Origin of the sequence: Nonomuraea sp. NPDC004580 (assembly GCF_040609855.1) — a bacterium.
In the GTDB taxonomy this organism is placed as follows: Bacteria; Actinomycetota; Actinomycetes; order Streptosporangiales; family Streptosporangiaceae; genus Nonomuraea; species Nonomuraea salmonea.
In genome coordinates this window covers 1-16,700 of record NZ_JBEXLH010000106.1, presented here as the reverse complement: position 1 = coordinate 16,700, position 16,700 = coordinate 1, and the positions used below count along the sequence as shown (strand labels likewise).

Below are 16,700 nucleotides of genomic sequence, written 5' to 3'. Positions count from 1 at the left end.
CCGGCCGCGGCGGCCGGTCGCCGGCCGGGCCCCGTGGGAGCCTGCCCGCTACCCGGGCCACCTTGCGAGCTTGGGCCGCCTGGCGCGCCGGGGCCTTGGCCGCCCGGCCTGCCCTGGCCGCTCGGTCCGCTTTGGCCGCCCTGTGCGCCTGGGCCCTGGCCTGCCGCGCCTGGGCCCTGGCCTGCCGCGCCGGGGTGTTGGGAGCCGCGTCCCTGAGGTTGGGAGGTTTTGGGTTGAGGGGCGAACGGGTCGGGCAAAGCGGCCTCCTGCGCCTTAAGAGCCTCGGCCGTCAGCGCCGGCATCTCGCTCGTGGGGGTGTCGGCGACCATGCGCAGCAGGGTCTCCGCTTTGGCGGCGCCGAGGCGCTGCCGGTAGTCCTTGTTGAGCAGCCCGTTCAGCACCGGACGCAGCCGCCCGGCCTGGGTGGGCGGGTCGGCGTTCTCGGTGAGCAGCGCGGCCAGCGTCTCGGCGATCGTGGACCGCTCGTACGCGGGCCGCCCCTCGACGGCGAAGTACAGCGTCGCCCCGAGCGACCAGATGTCGGACTCGGGCCCGGTGTACTCGCCACGGGCCCGCTCGGGAGCGGTGTAGCCGGGTGAGCCGATGACCATGCCGGTCTTGGTGAGCCGCGAGTCACCCTCGGCCTTGGCGATGCCGAAGTCGGTCAGCACGACGCGCCCGCTCTCGGTGATGAGCACGTTGGCCGGCTTGACGTCGCGGTGGGTGATGCCCTGGGCGTGCGCGGCGCGGAGGGCACCGAGCAGGTCGACGCCGATCTCCGCCACGAGCCGCGGTGGCAGCGGCCCCTCCTCCTCGATCACCTGCTCAAGGGAGCGGGCCTCGATGAGCTCCATGATGATCCACGGGCTGTTGTCCTGGATGAGGACGTCGTGGATGGAGGCCACGGACGGATGGTTGATCCGCGAGGCTATACGTCCTTCGCGGACCATGCGCTCGCGCAGCTCGGCCCGCTGTTCCTCGGTGAGCACGGGGTCCTGGCGGATTTCCTTGACCGCCACCTCGCGCCCGAGCGCGCGGTCGCGGGCGCGCCACACGGTCCCCATCGTGCCCCGGCCGAGCGGGGCGATGAGCTCGTAGCGCTCCGCGAGCAGGCGTGTCTGCTGTTCCGGCATGAGAAGAAGATATCGATTCTCGCTTGGGAAGTGCTTTACCCTCGCTTGCGAAGTTCTCTTGGCCAGAACCGCCGAGGAAGGAACAACTTTATCACCGTCGCTTTGAATCGGGCATAAGCGGACGGCGTGGGCCGCTGTTCGACACGCCTCCGGTGGACGCCTTCGCCGGATTTGCGTTCGAGCCTGGGCGAGGGCACGGTGAACGGCGCGGCGGGCGGGTCGGCCCTGTGCATCCCCCGGTGCGAGGGCCGGCGTACGAAAGAGGGCTGCGGGATCGAGGCCGGGGCCCTGCCGGTGGCTTTACCTGCGGTTTTCCCGGGGCTTTTACGCGGCGGCAGCGGCTCCTCCGCCGAGCCGCCCGCGGCCACCCTGGCCAGCATGAGCGAGGCGCGAACGGAATCGAGCCTGGTCGCGGGGTCGATCCTGAGCAGCGCGTCGAGCACGGGCGCGAGCGGCCCCGCCTTGGTCATGGGGATCGGCTCACCGCTGGTGAGCGCGGCGAGGGCGGCGGCGGCCGTACGCCTGCCGCTCAGGCCCCTGCCCTCGACGGCGGTGTAGAGGGTCGCGCCGAGCGACCACAGATCGCCGGCGGGGCTGGCCTTGGAGCCGAGCACCCGCTCTGGAGCGATGTATCCGGCGGAGCCCAGAACGATGCCCGCCTGGGTGATGGAGACGTCACCTTCGAGTGCGGCGAGGCCGAAGTCGGTCAGGACCGCGCGGTCCTCCGTCACCAGCACATTGCTCGGCTTGACGTCGCGGTGCAGGATGCCCTTCGCGTGCACGGCGCGCAGCGCGCCGAGGATCTGCCGGCCGATCTCGGCCACTTTGCGCGGGTGGAGCGGTCCCTCTTCCTTGATGAGCTGCTCAAGGGACCTCGCATGGAGCAGCTCCATCACGATCCACGGCCGGTCGTCCTCCGTGACGACGTCGAAGACGGTGATGACGGACGGGTGCGCGACCATCGCGGTGGCCCGGCCCTCGCGCTCGGTGCGCGCGCACAGCTCGGCGCGCAGCTCCTCGTCGAGAACGGTGGGCAGCCGCACCTCCTTGACCGCCACGTCACGGTCGAGCAGCTCGTCATGCGCCCGCCAGACGGTGCCCATGCCGCCACGACCAACCGGCTCAAGAAGCCGATAGCGCGCGGCGAGGAGGTAACCGGAAGGCGCACGCATGGCAGGCAGCTTACCTATTTGTGTAAACCGACCAGTAGAGGCAGGGCCGATTAATTGTTGCGAACTTAAGTCAACCCGTATGACTTGTGACGTCAGCAAACCCCCTGGTCACATCCCCGCGCCGGGGGCTCGCGGTGCTCGCGACCCGTCTCCGGTAGCCCAGCGTACGCGATCACCTGCGGCTCGTCGCAACCCCCGCCCGGAGTGGCAGGGCGTTTTCGCAGGTCATACGCCGTATGTGTCGATCGGCACAACATACGGCGGATGGGTTGTGCATGATGCCTGGTAGGGGACTACCAGCAGTACGGCAGGCTGGCTGACAGGAACCACGGGGGTGCCGTCAGCGAGTTGAAAGGGTGCCGTAAGAGGACGGGGGCACGGTGAAGGCACAGAAACCCGGCGAAGCGCCCAGGCGAACTCACCGGCGAACTCACCGGAAACTGTCGGTTCCCGACGTCAGACTGAAGTCCCATCCGCCGAAGACAGACCGCCGAAGGATGTGAGGCAGATGCGCCAGACGCAGGTGCGCCGCCGGCCGAGGAAGCCGGTCAAGGTGGCGCTCGACCTCCGCACTCCGTCAGGGCGCCATCTGCCCTTCTGACCGGCCAGCAACCAGGAGCGCCATCTGAGAGGTGCGCGATGTGCAGTCACTACCCCGTTTGCCCGAGTGCCGACTCTCCCGACCGTGAGCGGTCGCACGTGATCGCCTCCCACCCCGACCAGGGCTGGAGCCTGCTCTGCAACGGCGTCGTGCTGTTCGACGACACCGGCCTGCTGCTGCCCGACGGCACCGTCGTGGCCCCGCACCGCGCGCCGCTGGCCGCCTGAGCTCCTGACCGCCGCGCCGCCAGGGCAGGAGCCCCAGCGGCGGCGGCGACCCCTCCGATGAGGAGCCTCAGCGGCGGCCGATGGTCAGCACGGGGCCCGTCTTATCGGTGAAGAAGTCCTCACCCTTGTCGTCAACGACGATGAACGCGGGGAAGTCGACGACCTCGATCTTCCACACCGCCTCCATGCCGAGCTCCGGATATTCCAGCACCTCGACCTTCTTGATGCAGTCCTGCGCCAGCCGGGCCGCGGGGCCGCCGATCGAGCCCAGGTAGAAGCCGCCGTACTTCTGGCAGGCCTCGGTGACCTGCTTCGAGCGGTTGCCCTTGGCCAGCATCACCATGGAGCCGCCGGCCGCCTGGAAGCGCTCGACGTAGGAGTCCATGCGCCCGGCCGTGGTCGGGCCGAACGAGCCGGAGGCGTAACCCTCGGGCGTCTTGGCCGGTCCGGCGTAGTAGACGGCGTGGTCCTTGAGGTATTGCGGCATCTCGCCGCCGTTGTCGAGCAGCTCGGCGATCTTGGCGTGCGCGATGTCGCGGGCCACGACCAGCGGGCCGGTGAGCGACAGGCGGGTCTTGACCGGGTATTTCGACAGCTCGGCCAGGATCTCGGGCATCGGCCGGTTGAGGTCGATCTGCACGACGTCGTCGGAGAGGTGCTCGTCGGTGGTGTCGGGCAGGAAGCGGGCCGGGTCGGTCTCCAGCTGCTCCAGGAAGACGCCCTCCGGCGTGATCTTGGCGAGCGCCTGGCGGTCGGCCGAGCAGGAGACCGCGATGGCCACCGGGCAGGACGCGCCGTGGCGGGGCAGGCGGATCACGCGGACGTCGTGGCAGAAGTATTTGCCGCCGAACTGCGCGCCGATGCCCAGCTTCTGGGTCAGCTCGAAGACCTTGGCCTCCATCTCCAGGTCACGGAACCCGTGGCCGGACGGCGAGCCCTCGGTGGGGATGGAGTCGAGGTAGCGGGCGCTGGCGTACTTGGCGGTCTTGAGCGCGTACTCGGCGGAGGTGCCGCCCACGACGACGGCCAGGTGGTACGGCGGGCAGGCCGCCGTGCCGAGCGACCTGATCTTCTCCTCCAGGAAGGCCATCATGCGCTTCTCGTTGAGCACGGCCTTGGTCTCCTGGTACAGGAACGACTTGTTGGCCGAGCCGCCGCCCTTGGCCATGAACAGCAGCTTGTACTCGTCGGGGTGGCCGTGGGGGTCCTCGGCGTAGAGCTCGACCTGGGCGGGCAGGTTGTTGCCGGTGTTCTTCTCCTCCCACATGGTGATCGGGGCCATCTGGGAGTAGCGCAGGTTGAGCTTGGTGTAGGCGTCGTACACGCCGCGCGAGATGTGCTCGGCGTCGCGCCCGTCGGTCAGCACGTGGCGGCCGCGCTTGCCCATGACGATGGCGGTGCCGGTGTCCTGGCACATCGGCAGCACGCCGCCGGCCGAGATGGAGGCGTTCTTCAGCAGGTCGAGGGCGACGAAGCGGTCGTTGCCGCTGGACTCGGGGTCATCGACGATCTTCCTGAGCTGGGCGAGGTGCGAGGCGCGCAGGAAGTGGGAGATGTCGTGGACGGCCGCCTCGGTCAGCAGGCGCAGCGCCTCCGGCGACACTTCGAGGAACGTACGCCCGGCCGCTTCGACCTTCCGCACCCCCTCCGAAGTGATCAGCCGGTATGCGGTGTCGTCGGCTCCAAGCGGAAGCAGGTCGGTGTAGTCGAACTCGCCCATGTCCATCCTTTCGGTCGCTCCAAGAGATTACGCGCCCTTGGAGCGGACCAGGGACCGGCTTAGGCCTCCGACGGCCGGACGGCGGGCTCGGGGCCGCCGCTGCGCGCCGCGGTCAGGCCCACCATGATGCCGGTGATCACCAGCCCGGCCCCGACCAGGTCGTACGCGGTCGGCGTGGCGACGCCGAGCACCGCGCCCGTGGCGATCGCCGCCACCGGGATGAGCCCGGCGAACAGCCCGGCCCTGCCGGGGCCCAGCTTGGGCAGCGAGCGGTACCACAGGAAGAACGCGATCACCGTCACCACGATCGCGAGGTAGCCGAGCCCGAGCGCCTCGGGCATGGTGGGCGTCCGCAGCATCGCGGGGCCCTCGCTCACCCAGCCGACCAGCGCCAGCATGGGCACGGCCAGCGTCGTCGAGTACGCCGAGACCCTGATCGCGCCGAGCCTGGGCAGCAGCGGGATGGCCAGCAGCGAGAAGCTGATCTCGCCGACGAGCGCGCCGAGCGCCCACAGCAGGCTCTCGGTGGTGCCGCTGCCGAGCCCGGTGGCCAGTGTCGCGCCGGTCACCACGACGGCGGCGCCGAGCAGCAGGCGGGGCGCCGGCCGGCCGCCGGCCAGCGCGAGCGCCAGCGGCACGGTGCCGAGCACGGTGCCGACCAGGGCGGGGCCGGAGGCGCGGGTGGACTCGACGACGCAGACGTTGAAGAGCACCAGCCCGAGCAGCGCGAGCCCGGTCAGGCAGAGCACCTCGCGGCCGGTCATCCTGACGAACCGCAGGCCGAGCACCCGCGTGATGACGAGCAGAACGACCGCCGCGACGAGATACCTGACGGCCTGTCCGCCGTATATGGGGTAAGCGCCGATCAGTCCCGCGACCCCGGCCAGGGTCCCCACCAGGAACATGGCCGCGGCGGCGCCCAGGATGCCGTTTCTCATCATGCGAAGGATGCTAGGGAGACAATGGTTCGGGAAAACAGTCCAATTTGCCGCTGGAAGACAGGACCAATATGGCCGACCTCCATATCCGGATAGACCGCGGGAAGGGAGGCATCGCCGGGCAGATCGCGTCGGAGTTGCGCGAGTCCATCCGCGGCGGGCGGCTCGCGCCTGGCACCCGCCTGCCCGCCACCCGCGACCTCGCCACCGACCTGCAGGTCTCCAGGGGCGTGGTGGTGGAGGCGTACGAACAGCTGGTGGCCGAGGGCTTCCTGGTCTCCAGGGTCGGCGTCGGCACCCAGGTGACGCCCAAGAACACCCGGCAGCGCGCCGCCGCGCCGCCCACGCCGCAACAGGTGCGCCGCAGGACGCCGAGCACCGTCTCCTACCATGGCCATCGCCCCACTTCCCCCGACCTCAGCCACTTCCCCCGTGAACGCTGGCTGGCGGCCGTCAGGCACGTGCTGACCACCGTACCCTCGGACGCCCTCGATTACGGGGATCCTGGCGGCGTGCCTGAGCTGCGGGAAGAGCTGGCCGGCTACCTCAGGAGGGTCAGGGCGGCCGACGTGCGCCCCGAGAACCTCGTCGTCGTGGGCGGCGTCGCCCAGGGGCTGAGCCTGGCGCTGCACGTGCTCACCGACCAGCGCCCGCTGCGGCTGGCCGTCGAGGACCCGACGAGCCACCGTCAGGTGCCGCTGCTCAGGCGGGCGGGCGCGCACGTCGTGCCGGTGCCGGTGGACGAGGAGGGCCTCGACGTGCGGCGCATCGGCGGTGACGCGGCGCTGGTGACGCCGGCGCACCAGTTCCCGACCGGGGTGGTGCTGTCGCCGCGGCGCAGGGCCGCGCTCATGGAGTGGGCGTACGCGGGGCACCGGCTGATCATCGAGGACGACTACGACGCCGAGTTCCGCTTCGACCGCGACCCCGTCGGCTGCCTGCAGGGGCTCGCGCCCGACCGGGTGATCCTGTGCGGCAGTGTGAGCAAGGCGCTCGCGCCCGGCCTGCGCCTCGGCTGGGTGGCGGCGCCGCCCGACCTGGCCGAGGGCATCCGCAGGGCGCGCGGGGAGCTGGATCTCGGCTCGCCGGTCATCGAGCAGCACGCGCTCGCGCACTTCCTGCGGACCGGCGGCTACGACCGGCACCTGCGGCGGATGCGCAGGGAGTATCGCCGCCGCCGTGACGCGCTGGTGGGCGCGCTGGCCGCGGAGCTGCCCGCCGTACGGGTGCGCGGCATCGAGGCCGGGCTGCACGTCTACCTGGAGCTGCCCGCCGAGTGGGAGGAGCCGCGTACGGTGCGGGCCGCCCAGGAGCTGGGCCTGTCGGTCGAGCCGGTCGGTCCGATGCGGGAGTCGGCGGGGCCGCCGGCCGTGGTCATGGGGTTCGCCCGGCTGCCCGTGCACAAGGCCGAGGAGGCTGTACGGGGCTTGAAGGTCAGAATGTCTGGACAAAGCTTGACTGGAGAGGGTAGGCGTGCCTAGAAAGAGAATCTGATTCCAGAGGCAGGGGGGCGTCATGCGGGTGGGATTGCTGGGTCTGGGCCGGATCGGCGCCTTCCACGCCGCCACCCTCGCCGCGCACCCGCTGGTGGACGAGCTGATCGTGGCCGACCCCGTGCGCACGTCCCCGTACGGCAGGCCGGGCGACCCCTTCGAGGCGGACGCCGTCGTCATCGCCACGCCGACCGGCACCCACGCCGAGCTGATCGTCGCGGCCTGCGAGCGCGGCATCCCGGCCTTCTGCGAGAAACCGGTGGCGGGCACGGTCACCGAGACCGTCAAGGTGCTGGAGGCGCGCGGGGACAACCGGGTGCAGATCGGGTTCCAGCGGCGGTTCGACCCCGGCTACGTGGCCGCCGCCGCGGCGTTGCGCGCCGGTGAACTGGGGGAGCTGCACCGTGTCCACATGGTGACGGCCGACCCCGCGCCGCCGCCCGCCGAGTACCTGCCGATGTCGGGCGGGATCTTCCGCGACTGCCACATCCACGACTTCGACATCCTGCGCTGGGCCACCGGCCGGGAGGTGGTGTCGGTGTACGCGCGCGGCGCCAACCGCGGCGCCGCCTTCTTCGCCGAGGCCGGCGACGTGGACAACAGCGCCGCGCTGCTCACCCTCGACGACGGCACGCTCGCCACGCTGCAGGGCTCGCGCTACAACGGCGGCGGGTACGACGTGCGCATGGAGCTGGCCGGCACCCGGCGCACGCAGGCCGTGGGACTCGGCCCGCGCGCCCCGCTGCACTCGGCCGAGCAGCCCGCGAGCGGCGCCGAGCCGTGGCCGGACTTCGTCACCCGCTTCGAGGCCGCCTACCGCGCCGAGATCGACGCCTTCCTCACCGGCGACCGCAGCCCGTGCTCGATCGAGGACGCCCTGGAGGCCCTGTACGTCGCCGAGGCCGCCGACCTCTCGCTCCGCGAAGGCCGCCCGGTGGAGGTGGCGGAGGTCCGCCGCTGACGCTGATGAGGCCGGTCAGGTCGTGGCCGGGGTGCGCTTGGGTTCGAAGCCGGGCGCCAGGGCGATGATCGCCGCCGCCAGCACCAGCGGCGCGGCGAACGCCACCCGCATGTCCACGGCGTCCGCGATCCCGCCCACGAGCGCCGCGCCCACGATGAACCCGACGTAGTTGAAGAGGTTCACCCGGGCGATGGCGACGCCGGTGCCCGCCGGGTCGAGCCGTCCGGCCGCGGAGAACGACTGCGGCGCGACGACCGACAGCCCCACCCCGGTCAGGCCGAACGCGACGATGCCGAGCGGCTGGTTCGGCGCCAGCACGACGCCGAGGAACCCGATCGTGGCGATCACCCCGCCGATCCTGACGATGACGGCCGGCCCGTAGCGGCGTACGGCCAGGTCACCGGCGAGGCGGACGGCCAGCGTGGTCGCCTGGTAGGCGACGTAGGCCAGCGGGATCACCCGGGGGCCGGCCTCCAGCACATCCTTCATGAACACGGTGTTGAAGTTGGAGACGGCCGCGTCGCCGACGTACAGGAAGCCCATGGCCAGGCAGAGCGGGATGATCGGCCGCCAGGGGAAGCGGCCGGCGACCGTCTCCGCGGGCGTCTCCACCTTCTCCTCGGCGGGGCCGCACAGGTGCCGCCCCGCGTACAGCGAGCCGGCCAGCGCGAACACCATGGGCGCGCCCATGACGACCGCCAGCGGCAGGTCGGCCGCCGCCGACGCCCACAGCGCGCCGAGCATGCTGAGCACGCTCCACACGCAGTGGAAGCCGTTGAGCACCTGTAGGCCGTACCGGCGCTCGACCGCCACGCCCTGCATGTTCATGCCCGCGTCCACCGCGCCCACGGCCACCCCGAACAGCAGCAGCACCGGCACCAGCAGCGGCACGTTCGGGGCGAGCCCGGCCAGCACCACGGCGGCCGCCACGGCCGGCTGCGCGACGCGCAGCAGCAGCCTGCTGCCCCATCGGGCGGCGAACGCTCCGGCCGCCACGCTGCCCGCGCCCGCGAACACGGGGACGATGAGCAGCAGCAACGTCAGGCTGCCCTCGTCGAGGCCGTGCTTGGACTGCAGGTTCGCGACCTGGATGAGCAGCGAGGCGAAGGACAGGCCCTGGACGCCGTAGACGACGTACGTGGCGATGCGGGCCTGGCGATCACGTGAGGACGGCACGGCGGCCTCCTGGTGGGGGGAGTCAAACGTGAGGCGGAGTCAGGTTAGCGGCTGCCCCAGCCCACCACCAGCACGAGATCGGCACGGTTACGTCGAGGTCTCCACCGCCACGCCGCCCGGCCGCTCCTCCCTCTCCTCCCGCTCCCGTACGTCGATCCGCCCCGCCGCCGCCCACACCCCGAGCGCCAGCAGCGCCGCCACCTCCGTCACGGCCAGGCCCCGCTCCACCAGCCCCAAGGGCATGACGCGATACCACGGCAGCCCCTCGGCGGACGCGATGAACATCATCGTGCCGATGCCCGCCACCCACAGCAGCGAGCACACCCCGAACCCGAACGCCACCAAAGTCGCCCGCGACCGCTGCCGGTGCCACGGCCTGGCGATCAGCAGCGCGGCCAGCGGCAGGCTGAGGAAGGCCACGAAGCTGCCCACCCGATGGATGCTGCCGCTCATGCTCGGCCCCACCGACCAGTCGTGCTTCTCGAACCAGGCCGTCACGAACAACCCCAGGCTCCACCCCATCAGCGCGATGGTGCCGAGCACCCCGGCAAGCTTCTTCCTGGCCAGCGACACGCCGATGGCCAGCGACCCCGCCGCCAATAAGCCCACCCCGAGGCCGAAGACCCAGCCGCCGGGCCCCAGCCCGTGCTCGCTGATGGTCCTGCGGAACGGATCCATCTCGTCCAGGCTGGAGATCTCCAAGCCGATGATCACCGCTATGCCGGCTCCTGCCGCGCCGAGTCCCCACCGCGCCGGTCGATGCACGTACGCCTCCCTTTAAGCGGATCAACGGCCGTACGGACGCCTGGATTCCGCGTCATCGGCGGAGAAAACGGGACACGCGCGGCACGCCGCCGTTCGGCGGGATCCTCGGACACCTCACCTCCGAGGACGAGCGAATCCGCCGACCGCCGGATATCGTCGGAGATGTGAACGAACGCGCGGGCTCGTGGTTGCCGAAGCTGCAGGAAGTCGGGGAGCGGCTGGCCGAGGAGTGGGTCTCCGCCCGCCGGCCGCAGCCATCGGGCGACGTCCCGCAGCCGCACGAGCTGCGCGCCTCCGACGCCGACCGCGAACGCATCGCCCAGGTGCTCCAGGACGCCCACGCCGACGGCCGGCTCATGCTCGACGAGCTCGAAGAGCGGCTCGGCGTGCTCTACTCAGCCCGCACGCTCGGCGAGCTGGCCGAGCTCACCACCGACCTGCTGCCGCCCGACCAGCAGCCGCTCAACCTCGACGGACGGCCCGTCTCCGCGATCTTCAAGCAGGAGAAGCGCGGCGGCCGCTGGGTGGTGCCCGCCGAGCTGGGCGTGACCGCCATGTTCGGCACCACCAAGCTCGACTTCCGCGACGCCATCCTGCAGAACCGCCAGATCATCATCAACGCCACCCTCGTCTTCGGCGGGCTGGAGATCCACGTGCCCGAGGGGCTCGAGGTGATCAGGGTGGCGAAGGACAAGACCGTCCGCCTGACCAAGCAGCCCACCGAGCCGGGCGCGCCGGTCGTCGAGGTGCGCACCACGAACTTCGCGGGCGAGGTCAAGGTCAAGGAGCCACCGCGCCGCAAGCGCCGCCGCTGAAGCGTTGCAACAGCCTCAGCGGCGGTGCCTGATTGCCGGCTCAGCCGGCGGTGTCGAAGTTGATCGCGCTGTACGCCCGCAGCTTCCACAGCTGGTGCTCGCTCTCGATCTTCCTGATCGTGCCCGACCGCCCGCGCATCACCAGTGACTGCGTGACCGCCGAGCCGGCGCGGAACCGTACGCCCTGCATCAGCTCGCCCTGCGTGATGCCCGTCGCCGCGAAGAACACGTCGTCGGACTTCACCAGGTCGTTCGTGGTGAGGACCTGGCTCAGGTCGTGACCCGCGTCCACGGCGCGGGAGCGCTCGGCGTCGTCGCGCGGCCACAGCCTGCCCTGGATGACGCCGCCCAGGCACTTGAGCGCGCACGCCGCCACGATGCCCTCGGGCGTGCCGCCGATGCCCAGCATCAGGTCGATGCCGGTGCCCTGGCGGGCCGCCATGATCGCACCGGCCACGTCGCCGTCGGTGATGAACTTGATCCGCGCGCCCGTCTCCCTGATCTCCTTGACCAGCCGCTCGTGGCGCGGCCGGTCGAGCACGACCACGGTCACGTCGGAGGGCGAGCAGTGCTTGGCCCTGGCCACCGCGTCGATGTTGACCGCGACCGGGGCCTCGATGTCCACCACGTCGGCCGCCTCGGGGCCCGTGACCAGCTTCTCCATGTAGAAGACGGCCGACGGGTCGTACATCGAGCCGCGCTCGCTCACCGCGATCACCGACACCGCGTCGGGCATGCCGAGCGCGGTCAGCCGGGTGCCGTCGATCGGGTCGACCGCCACGTCGCAGTCAGGGCCGCTGCCGTCGCCCACCTGCTCGCCGTTGTAGAGCATGGGCGCGTGGTCCTTCTCGCCCTCGCCGATGACGACCACGCCGTTCATGGAGACCGTGCTGATGAGCTGGCGCATGGCGTTGACGGCGGCGCCGTCCGCGCCGTTCTTGTCACCACGGCCGACCCACCGGGCCGCCGCCATCGCGGCCGCCTCCGTGACGCGGACGAGTTCCAGCGCCAGGTTGCGATCAGGGGCGTGCTCGCTGGTGGCGAGCGCCGGCGGCACGGAAGTCTGGTCGGACATGATGGCTGGCCTCCTCGTGGGACGTCTCCCTCGATCGTAGTTGCCGGTCTATTCCCGGTCGGAGGGGGATAATCTGCAAATGGTGCGTGGATTTTGTGCCATACGCTGTGCGCGCCGGGGATCTCGCCTCCAACATGGTGCGTGGCGCCCCCGCCGTGGAGGAGATCCCTGATGAGCGAAGTGGACAGCGACGTCAACGGCGACGTTCCCGCCGACGCGAGCAGCGACGGAGCCGTCGCCACCCAGCCGCGTACGTCCGAGCGCGGCGCGGCCACCCGCAGCTCACTGCTCGCCGCCGCTCGCGAGGTCTTCGTCTCCAAGGGGTTCGCCGAGGCCGGCGTGACCGACGTGGTCGCTCGGGCCGAGGCCAGCGTCGGCAGCCTCTACCACCACTTCTCCGGCAAGGCCGACCTCTATCTCACGCTGTGGGAGGAGTTCCAGGCCCGGCAGACCCAGCGCACCAAGGAGGCCGCCCGCGCGGCCCGCGCCGCCGGTGAGAGCGACCCCATGGGGGTGTTCGTGCGTGCCGCGCGCGCGTACCTCGACGGGTGCCTTGAGGAGCGCGAGCTGGCCGCGCTGTTCCTGCGCGGTGACGGGCCGCCCGGGTTCGACGTCATCATGCGGGACCGGCTCCGTACGTGGGCGCAGCGCAACGCCGCGCTCTTCGAGGACGACCGCGCGCTCGTCGTGGTGATCACCGGCGCGCTCGCCGCGGCCGTCTCCGAGATCGTCCTCACCGGCAACCGCGGCCTGGCCGAGGACGTTCTCGCCATCATCGGCGGCATCCGCCCGGCCGCTTCCGCGACCGGCCCCCTCAACGGGTAACCTCGCCAAGTGTGCGACGGTTCACCCAAGGTCTCTACGGCTACGCGGTAGCCCTCTTCGTCTGCCTCGCGGGAGCCGGGCTGTTCCTGCTGGTCACCCCGCAAAGCCGCGATGAGCACATTCCGCGGCTCGACTACTCCATCACCGTCGCCAACTTCGGCCACGGCGTGCCGTACGGTGTCTGGGCGCCGCGGCAGGACCCGCCCGGGTGGGTGCCCAACAGCAACAGGATCGGCGACGGCGAGAACGGCGCCAAGGTCCTCTACCTCGGCTACGCCACCGCCAAGCGCGAGCACGCGATGTTCGTGCAGAGCGACGAGCAGCCCGCCGCCGGGTTCGCCAGCCGCATGGCCAACAGCGACAAGGCCGTCGGCACCCAGCAGATCGGCGGCGTCGCCTGGGAGCAGCGCTTCCGCGAGGACAAGAACCAGCGCTCGCTCGTCCGCGTCCTGCCCGACGTCACGCTCGTCGTCACCGGCACCGCCGACTGGCCCGAACTCGCCGACCTCGCCGGCCGCCTCCAGCAGCGGCCCAAAGGCTGAGCACGGGCGCCGGCGCGTCTAGGCTGGACGGCGTGGCAGACGAGAAGGCGCCCGCGGGCGAGAAGACACTCTCCTACGAGCAGGCCCGCGAAGAGCTCACCGACGTGGTGCGGCGGCTGGAGACCGGCGGGCTGACGCTGGAGCAGTCGATCGAGCTGTGGGAGCGGGGGGAGAAGCTGGCGGCCGTCTGCGAGGAGTGGCTGCAGGGCGCCCGCGTCAAACTGGCCGCCGCCATGGCCCGCCGCACCGACCCCACCACATCCGACGACACCCCCTTCTAGCCCCGGCCCCCGAGCCACCGGCCCCGGCCTTTCGGCCGACGTCCGCTGGTCTCGCGCCCCAGCCCTTCGGGCATCCGGCCCTTCGGGCACCCACCCGCCGGCCCCTGGCCTTCGGCTGCGGGCCTGGTGCCGGGCTTCCCGTCCGACTCTCCGCTTCAGGCGGCGGTGCGGGTGAGGGCTATGACCGGGATGCGGCGGGTGGTCTTCTTCTCGTACTCGGCGAAGCCGGGGGCCTGCTCGACCATGCGGGCGTAGAGGCGGTCGCGTTCCTCGTCGTCCACGAAGTCCGCCTTGGTCACGAAGGTCTCCTTGCCCACCTCGATCGTGGCCTCCGGGGTGGCGCGGAGGTTGTGGTACCAGGCGGGGTTGTTGTCGGCGCCGCCGTTGGAGGCGATGACGACGTAGCGGTCGCCGTCCGCCAGGTACACCACGGGCGTGGTGACGTCCCTGCCGCTCTTGGCGCCCTTGGTGGTGAGCAGCAGCAGCGGCTGGCCCTCGAACATGCCACCGACCCGGCCCTCGTTGGCCCGGAACTCCTCGATGACCTTCGCGTTGAAGTCGTTCACGATTCTCGGCTCCTCGTCCCACTAATCGGAGAATTCTCCGCTTGAGGCAGCCTAACCGGAAATCTCTCCGCTTGTCATCGGTATGCTCGACTCCGTGTGGGAACGTCGCCTTCTGCCCGTCATCGGCCAGCCGCAGCCGGAGCGAGCCGACGCCGTGCGCAACCGGCGCAAGATCCTCGACGTGGCGGCCAGGATGATCACCGAGCACGGCACCGACGGCCTGTCGCTCGACGAGGTGGCCCGCGCCGCGGGGGTCGGCGTGGGCACGGTCTACCGGCGTTTCGGCGACCGTACGGGACTGCTCATGGCCCTGCTGGACGAGCACGAGCGACGCTTCCAGGAGGCGTTCCTCGCCGGCCCGCCACCGCTGGGCCCCGGCGCTCCGCCCGAGGAGCGGGTGATCGCCTTCCTGCACGCGCTCGTGGACCGCATCGTGGCCCAGGAGGACCTGTACGTGCTGCTGGAGCGCAGCCGCAAGGCGAACATCGGGATGGGCCCGTACGGGCTGCACCACGTCCACCTGGCCGCGCTGCTGACCCAGGTGCGGCCGGGCACGCCCACGGCCTACCTGGCCGACGCGCTGCTCGCCCCCGTCAACGCCTGCCTGATCGCCTACCAGCGCCACGAACGCGGCATGACCGTCGCAGACATCAAGGCGGGACTGACCCTGCTGGCCGAGTCGGTCATGCGCTGAGGTCAGCCGTCTTCCTCCGCGCGGACGTTCAGGCGATCGTCGCTCAGCCGGATCGTCAGGCGGGAGCCGGGCGCGACGTCCTTGGCCAGGCGGACGACGTCGCCCGACGGGTGCTGGACGATCGCGTAGCCGCGTTCGAGCGTCGCGGCGGGGGACAGGGAGATCAGCCGGGCCCGCAGATGGGCCAGGTCGTCGGCGGCCCGGTCGAGCGAGCTCGACAACGACCGCCTGGCCCGGTCGCGCAGCGCCTCCGCCTGCTCGGCGCGGCGCTCCAGCTCGCGTACGGGATCGGCGAGCGACGGCCTGGAGCGTACGGAGGTGAGCCAGGACATCTCGCGGTCGAGCCAGCCGCTCATCACCCGGCGGCCACGGTCGCGCAGCTGGCGTACCAGCGACAGCTGCTCGCCCACGTCGGGCACCACCTTCTTGGCGGCGTCGGTGGGCGTCGATGCGCGTACGTCGGCCACCAGGTCGAGCAGCGGGCTGTCCTGCTCGTGGCCGATCGCGCTGACCACGGGGGTGCGGCAGGCGGAGACGGCGCGTACCAGCGTCTCGTCGGAGAACGGCAGCAGATCTTCGAGCGAGCCGCCGCCCCGGGCGATCACGATGACCTCGACCGAGGAGTCGGCGTCGAGCTTGCGCAGCGCCTCGGTCACCTCGCCCACCGCGTACGGCCCCTGCACGGCGACTTCCTCGACCTTGAACGTCACCGCCGGCCAGCGCCGCCGGGAGTTCTCCAGCACGTCGCGCTCGGCCGCCGACTCGCGCCCGCAGATCAGCCCGATCGTGCCGGGCAGGAACGGCAGCCGCCGCTTCCTGTCGGCGTTGAACAGGCCCTCGGCGGCCAGCAACTGCCGCAGCCGCTCCAGCCTGACCAGCATCTCGCCCACCCCGACGGGGCGCATCTCCAGCGCGGTGAAGGCGAACGAGCCCCTGTTGACCCAGAAGTCGGGCTTGACGTGCAGCACCACCCGCGAGCCGTTGGCCGGCCGCGGCACCGTGGCCTCGTAGACGCCGCGCGGCGCGGTGACCCTGGCGGACACGTTGGCGATCGGGTCGCGCAGGGTCAGGAACACCGTGCCGCCGCGCGCGCTCAGGTCGGTGATCTCGCCCTCGACCCAGACCGTGCCGAGTCTGCCGATCCAGCCGCCCACCATCTGCAGGACCGTGCGGATCGGCAGGGGGGACTCGGGCGAGGTCTTCGAGGTCATGCTCGGAAGACTACGGGGTCCTGTACGGGTTACTCCGCGGTCTGGAGCTTGGCGAGGCGGTTCTCGAACATCTTGATGACCTCGGGACGCGCCGTCGTCGCCTTCTCGTACGCCAGGTAGTCGCCGATCTGCTCGGCCGTCTTGCCGCGCATCCTGGCGCGCAGGGACGCGACGGTGAGCTGCCCGTAACCCGGCAGCGGCTCGGTCATGTCCACCTTGGCGGGGGAGGCGGGCGGCTCGGGAGCGGCGGCGGGCTCGGGCGCCGGCGCGGGCTCCTCGGTCGCCGCCACGGGCTCGGGCGCCGCGACCGGCTCAGCGGCCTTCGACTCGGTCGCCTTCGGCTTGGCGGTCTTGGAGGTCTTGGAGGTCTTGGGAGCGGCCTCGGGAGCGGACTCGGCGGCGGGCGCTTCAGTGGTGACCTCGGCGGCCTTCGGCTCGGCGGCGGCAGGAACGCGGCGGTAGCAGCTTCTTCGGCCAGCCCGACAGATCAGCGGCCTCGCGGAGG

17 protein-coding genes and 1 pseudogene are annotated in these 16,700 nt (G+C 71.3%); 8 read left to right on the top strand and 10 right to left on the bottom strand.

Going from position 1 to position 16,700, the window contains the following annotated elements:
- Together ABZW11_RS45215 and ABZW11_RS45210 are read right to left on the bottom strand one after the other, a co-directional pair.
- Positions 1-1,133, bottom strand: a 1,133-nt coding sequence (locus tag ABZW11_RS45215; RefSeq protein WP_355432405.1) for a serine/threonine-protein kinase, incomplete at its 3' end; no start/stop codon positions are given.
- Between the two features lie 35 nt (positions 1,134-1,168).
- Positions 1,169-2,305, bottom strand: a complete 1,137-nt coding sequence (locus ABZW11_RS45210) for a serine/threonine-protein kinase (RefSeq protein WP_355432402.1) — start codon at positions 2,303-2,305, stop codon at positions 1,169-1,171.
- 639 nt (positions 2,306-2,944) lie between these two features.
- Here ABZW11_RS45210 and ABZW11_RS45205 point away from each other — a divergent pair.
- The gene (locus ABZW11_RS45205; RefSeq protein WP_345390070.1) at positions 2,945-3,133 is read left to right on the top strand and encodes a DUF5999 family protein; all 189 of its coding nucleotides are present in this window, start codon (positions 2,945-2,947) and stop codon (positions 3,131-3,133) included.
- A gap of 67 nt (positions 3,134-3,200) precedes the next feature.
- On the opposite strand, the gene ABZW11_RS45200 is transcribed toward ABZW11_RS45205, so the two are convergent.
- The gene (locus ABZW11_RS45200; RefSeq protein WP_355432399.1) at positions 3,201-4,853 is read right to left on the bottom strand and encodes a fumarate hydratase; all 1,653 of its coding nucleotides are present in this window, start codon (positions 4,851-4,853) and stop codon (positions 3,201-3,203) included.
- A 59-nt stretch (positions 4,854-4,912) separates the two neighbouring features.
- Positions 4,913-5,794: a DMT family transporter gene (locus ABZW11_RS45195; RefSeq protein ID WP_355432396.1), complete on the bottom strand. Its 882-nt coding sequence runs from the start codon at positions 5,792-5,794 to the stop codon at positions 4,913-4,915.
- 68 nt (positions 5,795-5,862) lie between these two features.
- Between ABZW11_RS45195 and ABZW11_RS45190 the strand changes: the two genes are divergently transcribed.
- Positions 5,863-7,272 carry a PLP-dependent aminotransferase family protein gene (locus ABZW11_RS45190; RefSeq protein WP_355432393.1) on the top strand — a complete coding sequence of 470 codons (1,410 nt, stop codon included), beginning with the start codon at positions 5,863-5,865 and terminating at the stop codon, positions 7,270-7,272.
- A gap of 34 nt (positions 7,273-7,306) precedes the next feature.
- The gene (locus ABZW11_RS45185; protein WP_355432390.1) at positions 7,307-8,245 is read left to right on the top strand and encodes a Gfo/Idh/MocA family oxidoreductase; all 939 of its coding nucleotides are present in this window, start codon (positions 7,307-7,309) and stop codon (positions 8,243-8,245) included.
- Positions 8,246-8,260: 15 nt separating this feature from the next.
- On the opposite strand, the gene ABZW11_RS45180 is transcribed toward ABZW11_RS45185, so the two are convergent.
- Together ABZW11_RS45180 and ABZW11_RS45175 are read right to left on the bottom strand one after the other, a co-directional pair.
- Positions 8,261-9,421: an MFS transporter gene (locus ABZW11_RS45180; protein WP_355432387.1), complete on the bottom strand. Its 1,161-nt coding sequence runs from the start codon at positions 9,419-9,421 to the stop codon at positions 8,261-8,263.
- An 87-nt stretch (positions 9,422-9,508) separates the two neighbouring features.
- Complete coding sequence (locus ABZW11_RS45175; RefSeq protein ID WP_355432384.1) at positions 9,509-10,186, bottom strand: DUF998 domain-containing protein; 678 nt, start codon at positions 10,184-10,186, stop codon at positions 9,509-9,511.
- Between the two features lie 164 nt (positions 10,187-10,350).
- On the opposite strand from ABZW11_RS45175, the gene ABZW11_RS45170 reads away from it, so the two are divergent.
- Positions 10,351-11,001, top strand: coding sequence for a DUF1707 domain-containing protein (locus tag ABZW11_RS45170; protein WP_355432381.1), 651 nt, complete (start codon positions 10,351-10,353; stop codon positions 10,999-11,001).
- Positions 11,002-11,041: 40 nt separating this feature from the next.
- On the opposite strand, the gene glpX is transcribed toward ABZW11_RS45170, so the two are convergent.
- On the bottom strand, positions 11,042-12,076 hold the full coding sequence (gene glpX / locus ABZW11_RS45165) for a class II fructose-bisphosphatase (RefSeq protein WP_355432378.1): 1,035 nt from the start codon (positions 12,074-12,076) through the stop codon (positions 11,042-11,044).
- Positions 12,077-12,247: 171 nt separating this feature from the next.
- Between glpX and ABZW11_RS45160 the strand changes: the two genes are divergently transcribed.
- The 3 genes from ABZW11_RS45160 to ABZW11_RS45150 are packed head-to-tail and all read left to right on the top strand — an operon-like array spanning position 12,248 to position 13,724.
- Complete coding sequence (locus tag ABZW11_RS45160) at positions 12,248-12,901, top strand: TetR/AcrR family transcriptional regulator (RefSeq protein WP_355432375.1); 654 nt, start codon at positions 12,248-12,250, stop codon at positions 12,899-12,901.
- A gap of 11 nt (positions 12,902-12,912) precedes the next feature.
- Positions 12,913-13,443, top strand: a complete 531-nt coding sequence (locus ABZW11_RS45155; RefSeq protein WP_355432372.1) for a DUF4245 domain-containing protein — start codon at positions 12,913-12,915, stop codon at positions 13,441-13,443.
- Between the two features lie 32 nt (positions 13,444-13,475).
- Complete coding sequence (locus ABZW11_RS45150) at positions 13,476-13,724, top strand: exodeoxyribonuclease VII small subunit (RefSeq protein ID WP_355432369.1); 249 nt, start codon at positions 13,476-13,478, stop codon at positions 13,722-13,724.
- Positions 13,725-13,879: 155 nt separating this feature from the next.
- Here the strand turns inward: ABZW11_RS45150 and ABZW11_RS45145 are convergent, their stop codons facing one another.
- A complete protein-coding gene (locus ABZW11_RS45145) occupies positions 13,880-14,290 on the bottom strand; it encodes a nitroreductase family deazaflavin-dependent oxidoreductase (protein WP_355432366.1) in 411 nt (136 codons plus the stop codon).
- A gap of 94 nt (positions 14,291-14,384) precedes the next feature.
- On the opposite strand from ABZW11_RS45145, the gene ABZW11_RS45140 reads away from it, so the two are divergent.
- A complete protein-coding gene (locus tag ABZW11_RS45140; protein WP_355432363.1) occupies positions 14,385-14,984 on the top strand; it encodes a helix-turn-helix domain-containing protein in 600 nt (199 codons plus the stop codon).
- Positions 14,985-14,986: 2 nt separating this feature from the next.
- Here ABZW11_RS45140 and xseA read toward each other — a convergent pair whose 3' ends face one another.
- Complete coding sequence (gene xseA, locus ABZW11_RS45135; RefSeq protein WP_355432360.1) at positions 14,987-16,195, bottom strand: exodeoxyribonuclease VII large subunit; 1,209 nt, start codon at positions 16,193-16,195, stop codon at positions 14,987-14,989.
- 29 nt (positions 16,196-16,224) lie between these two features.
- Positions 16,225-16,700 (bottom strand): annotated as a pseudogene (locus ABZW11_RS45130) (hypothetical protein); the annotation flags it as partial.

Coding starts and splice junctions, on each gene's coding strand:
- ABZW11_RS45210 (WP_355432402.1), bottom strand. CDS start 2,305: ATGCGTGCGCCTTCCGGTTACCTCCTCGCCGCGCGCTATCGGCTTCTT.
- ABZW11_RS45205 (WP_345390070.1), top strand. CDS start 2,945: ATGTGCAGTCACTACCCCGTTTGCCCGAGTGCCGACTCTCCCGACCGT.
- ABZW11_RS45200 (WP_355432399.1), bottom strand. CDS start 4,853: ATGGGCGAGTTCGACTACACCGACCTGCTTCCGCTTGGAGCCGACGAC.
- ABZW11_RS45195 (WP_355432396.1), bottom strand. CDS start 5,794: ATGATGAGAAACGGCATCCTGGGCGCCGCCGCGGCCATGTTCCTGGTG.
- ABZW11_RS45190 (WP_355432393.1), top strand. CDS start 5,863: ATGGCCGACCTCCATATCCGGATAGACCGCGGGAAGGGAGGCATCGCC.
- ABZW11_RS45185 (WP_355432390.1), top strand. CDS start 7,307: ATGCGGGTGGGATTGCTGGGTCTGGGCCGGATCGGCGCCTTCCACGCC.
- glpX (WP_355432378.1), bottom strand. CDS start 12,076: ATGTCCGACCAGACTTCCGTGCCGCCGGCGCTCGCCACCAGCGAGCAC.
- ABZW11_RS45160 (WP_355432375.1), top strand. CDS start 12,248: ATGAGCGAAGTGGACAGCGACGTCAACGGCGACGTTCCCGCCGACGCG.
- xseA (WP_355432360.1), bottom strand. CDS start 16,195: ATGACCTCGAAGACCTCGCCCGAGTCCCCCCTGCCGATCCGCACGGTC.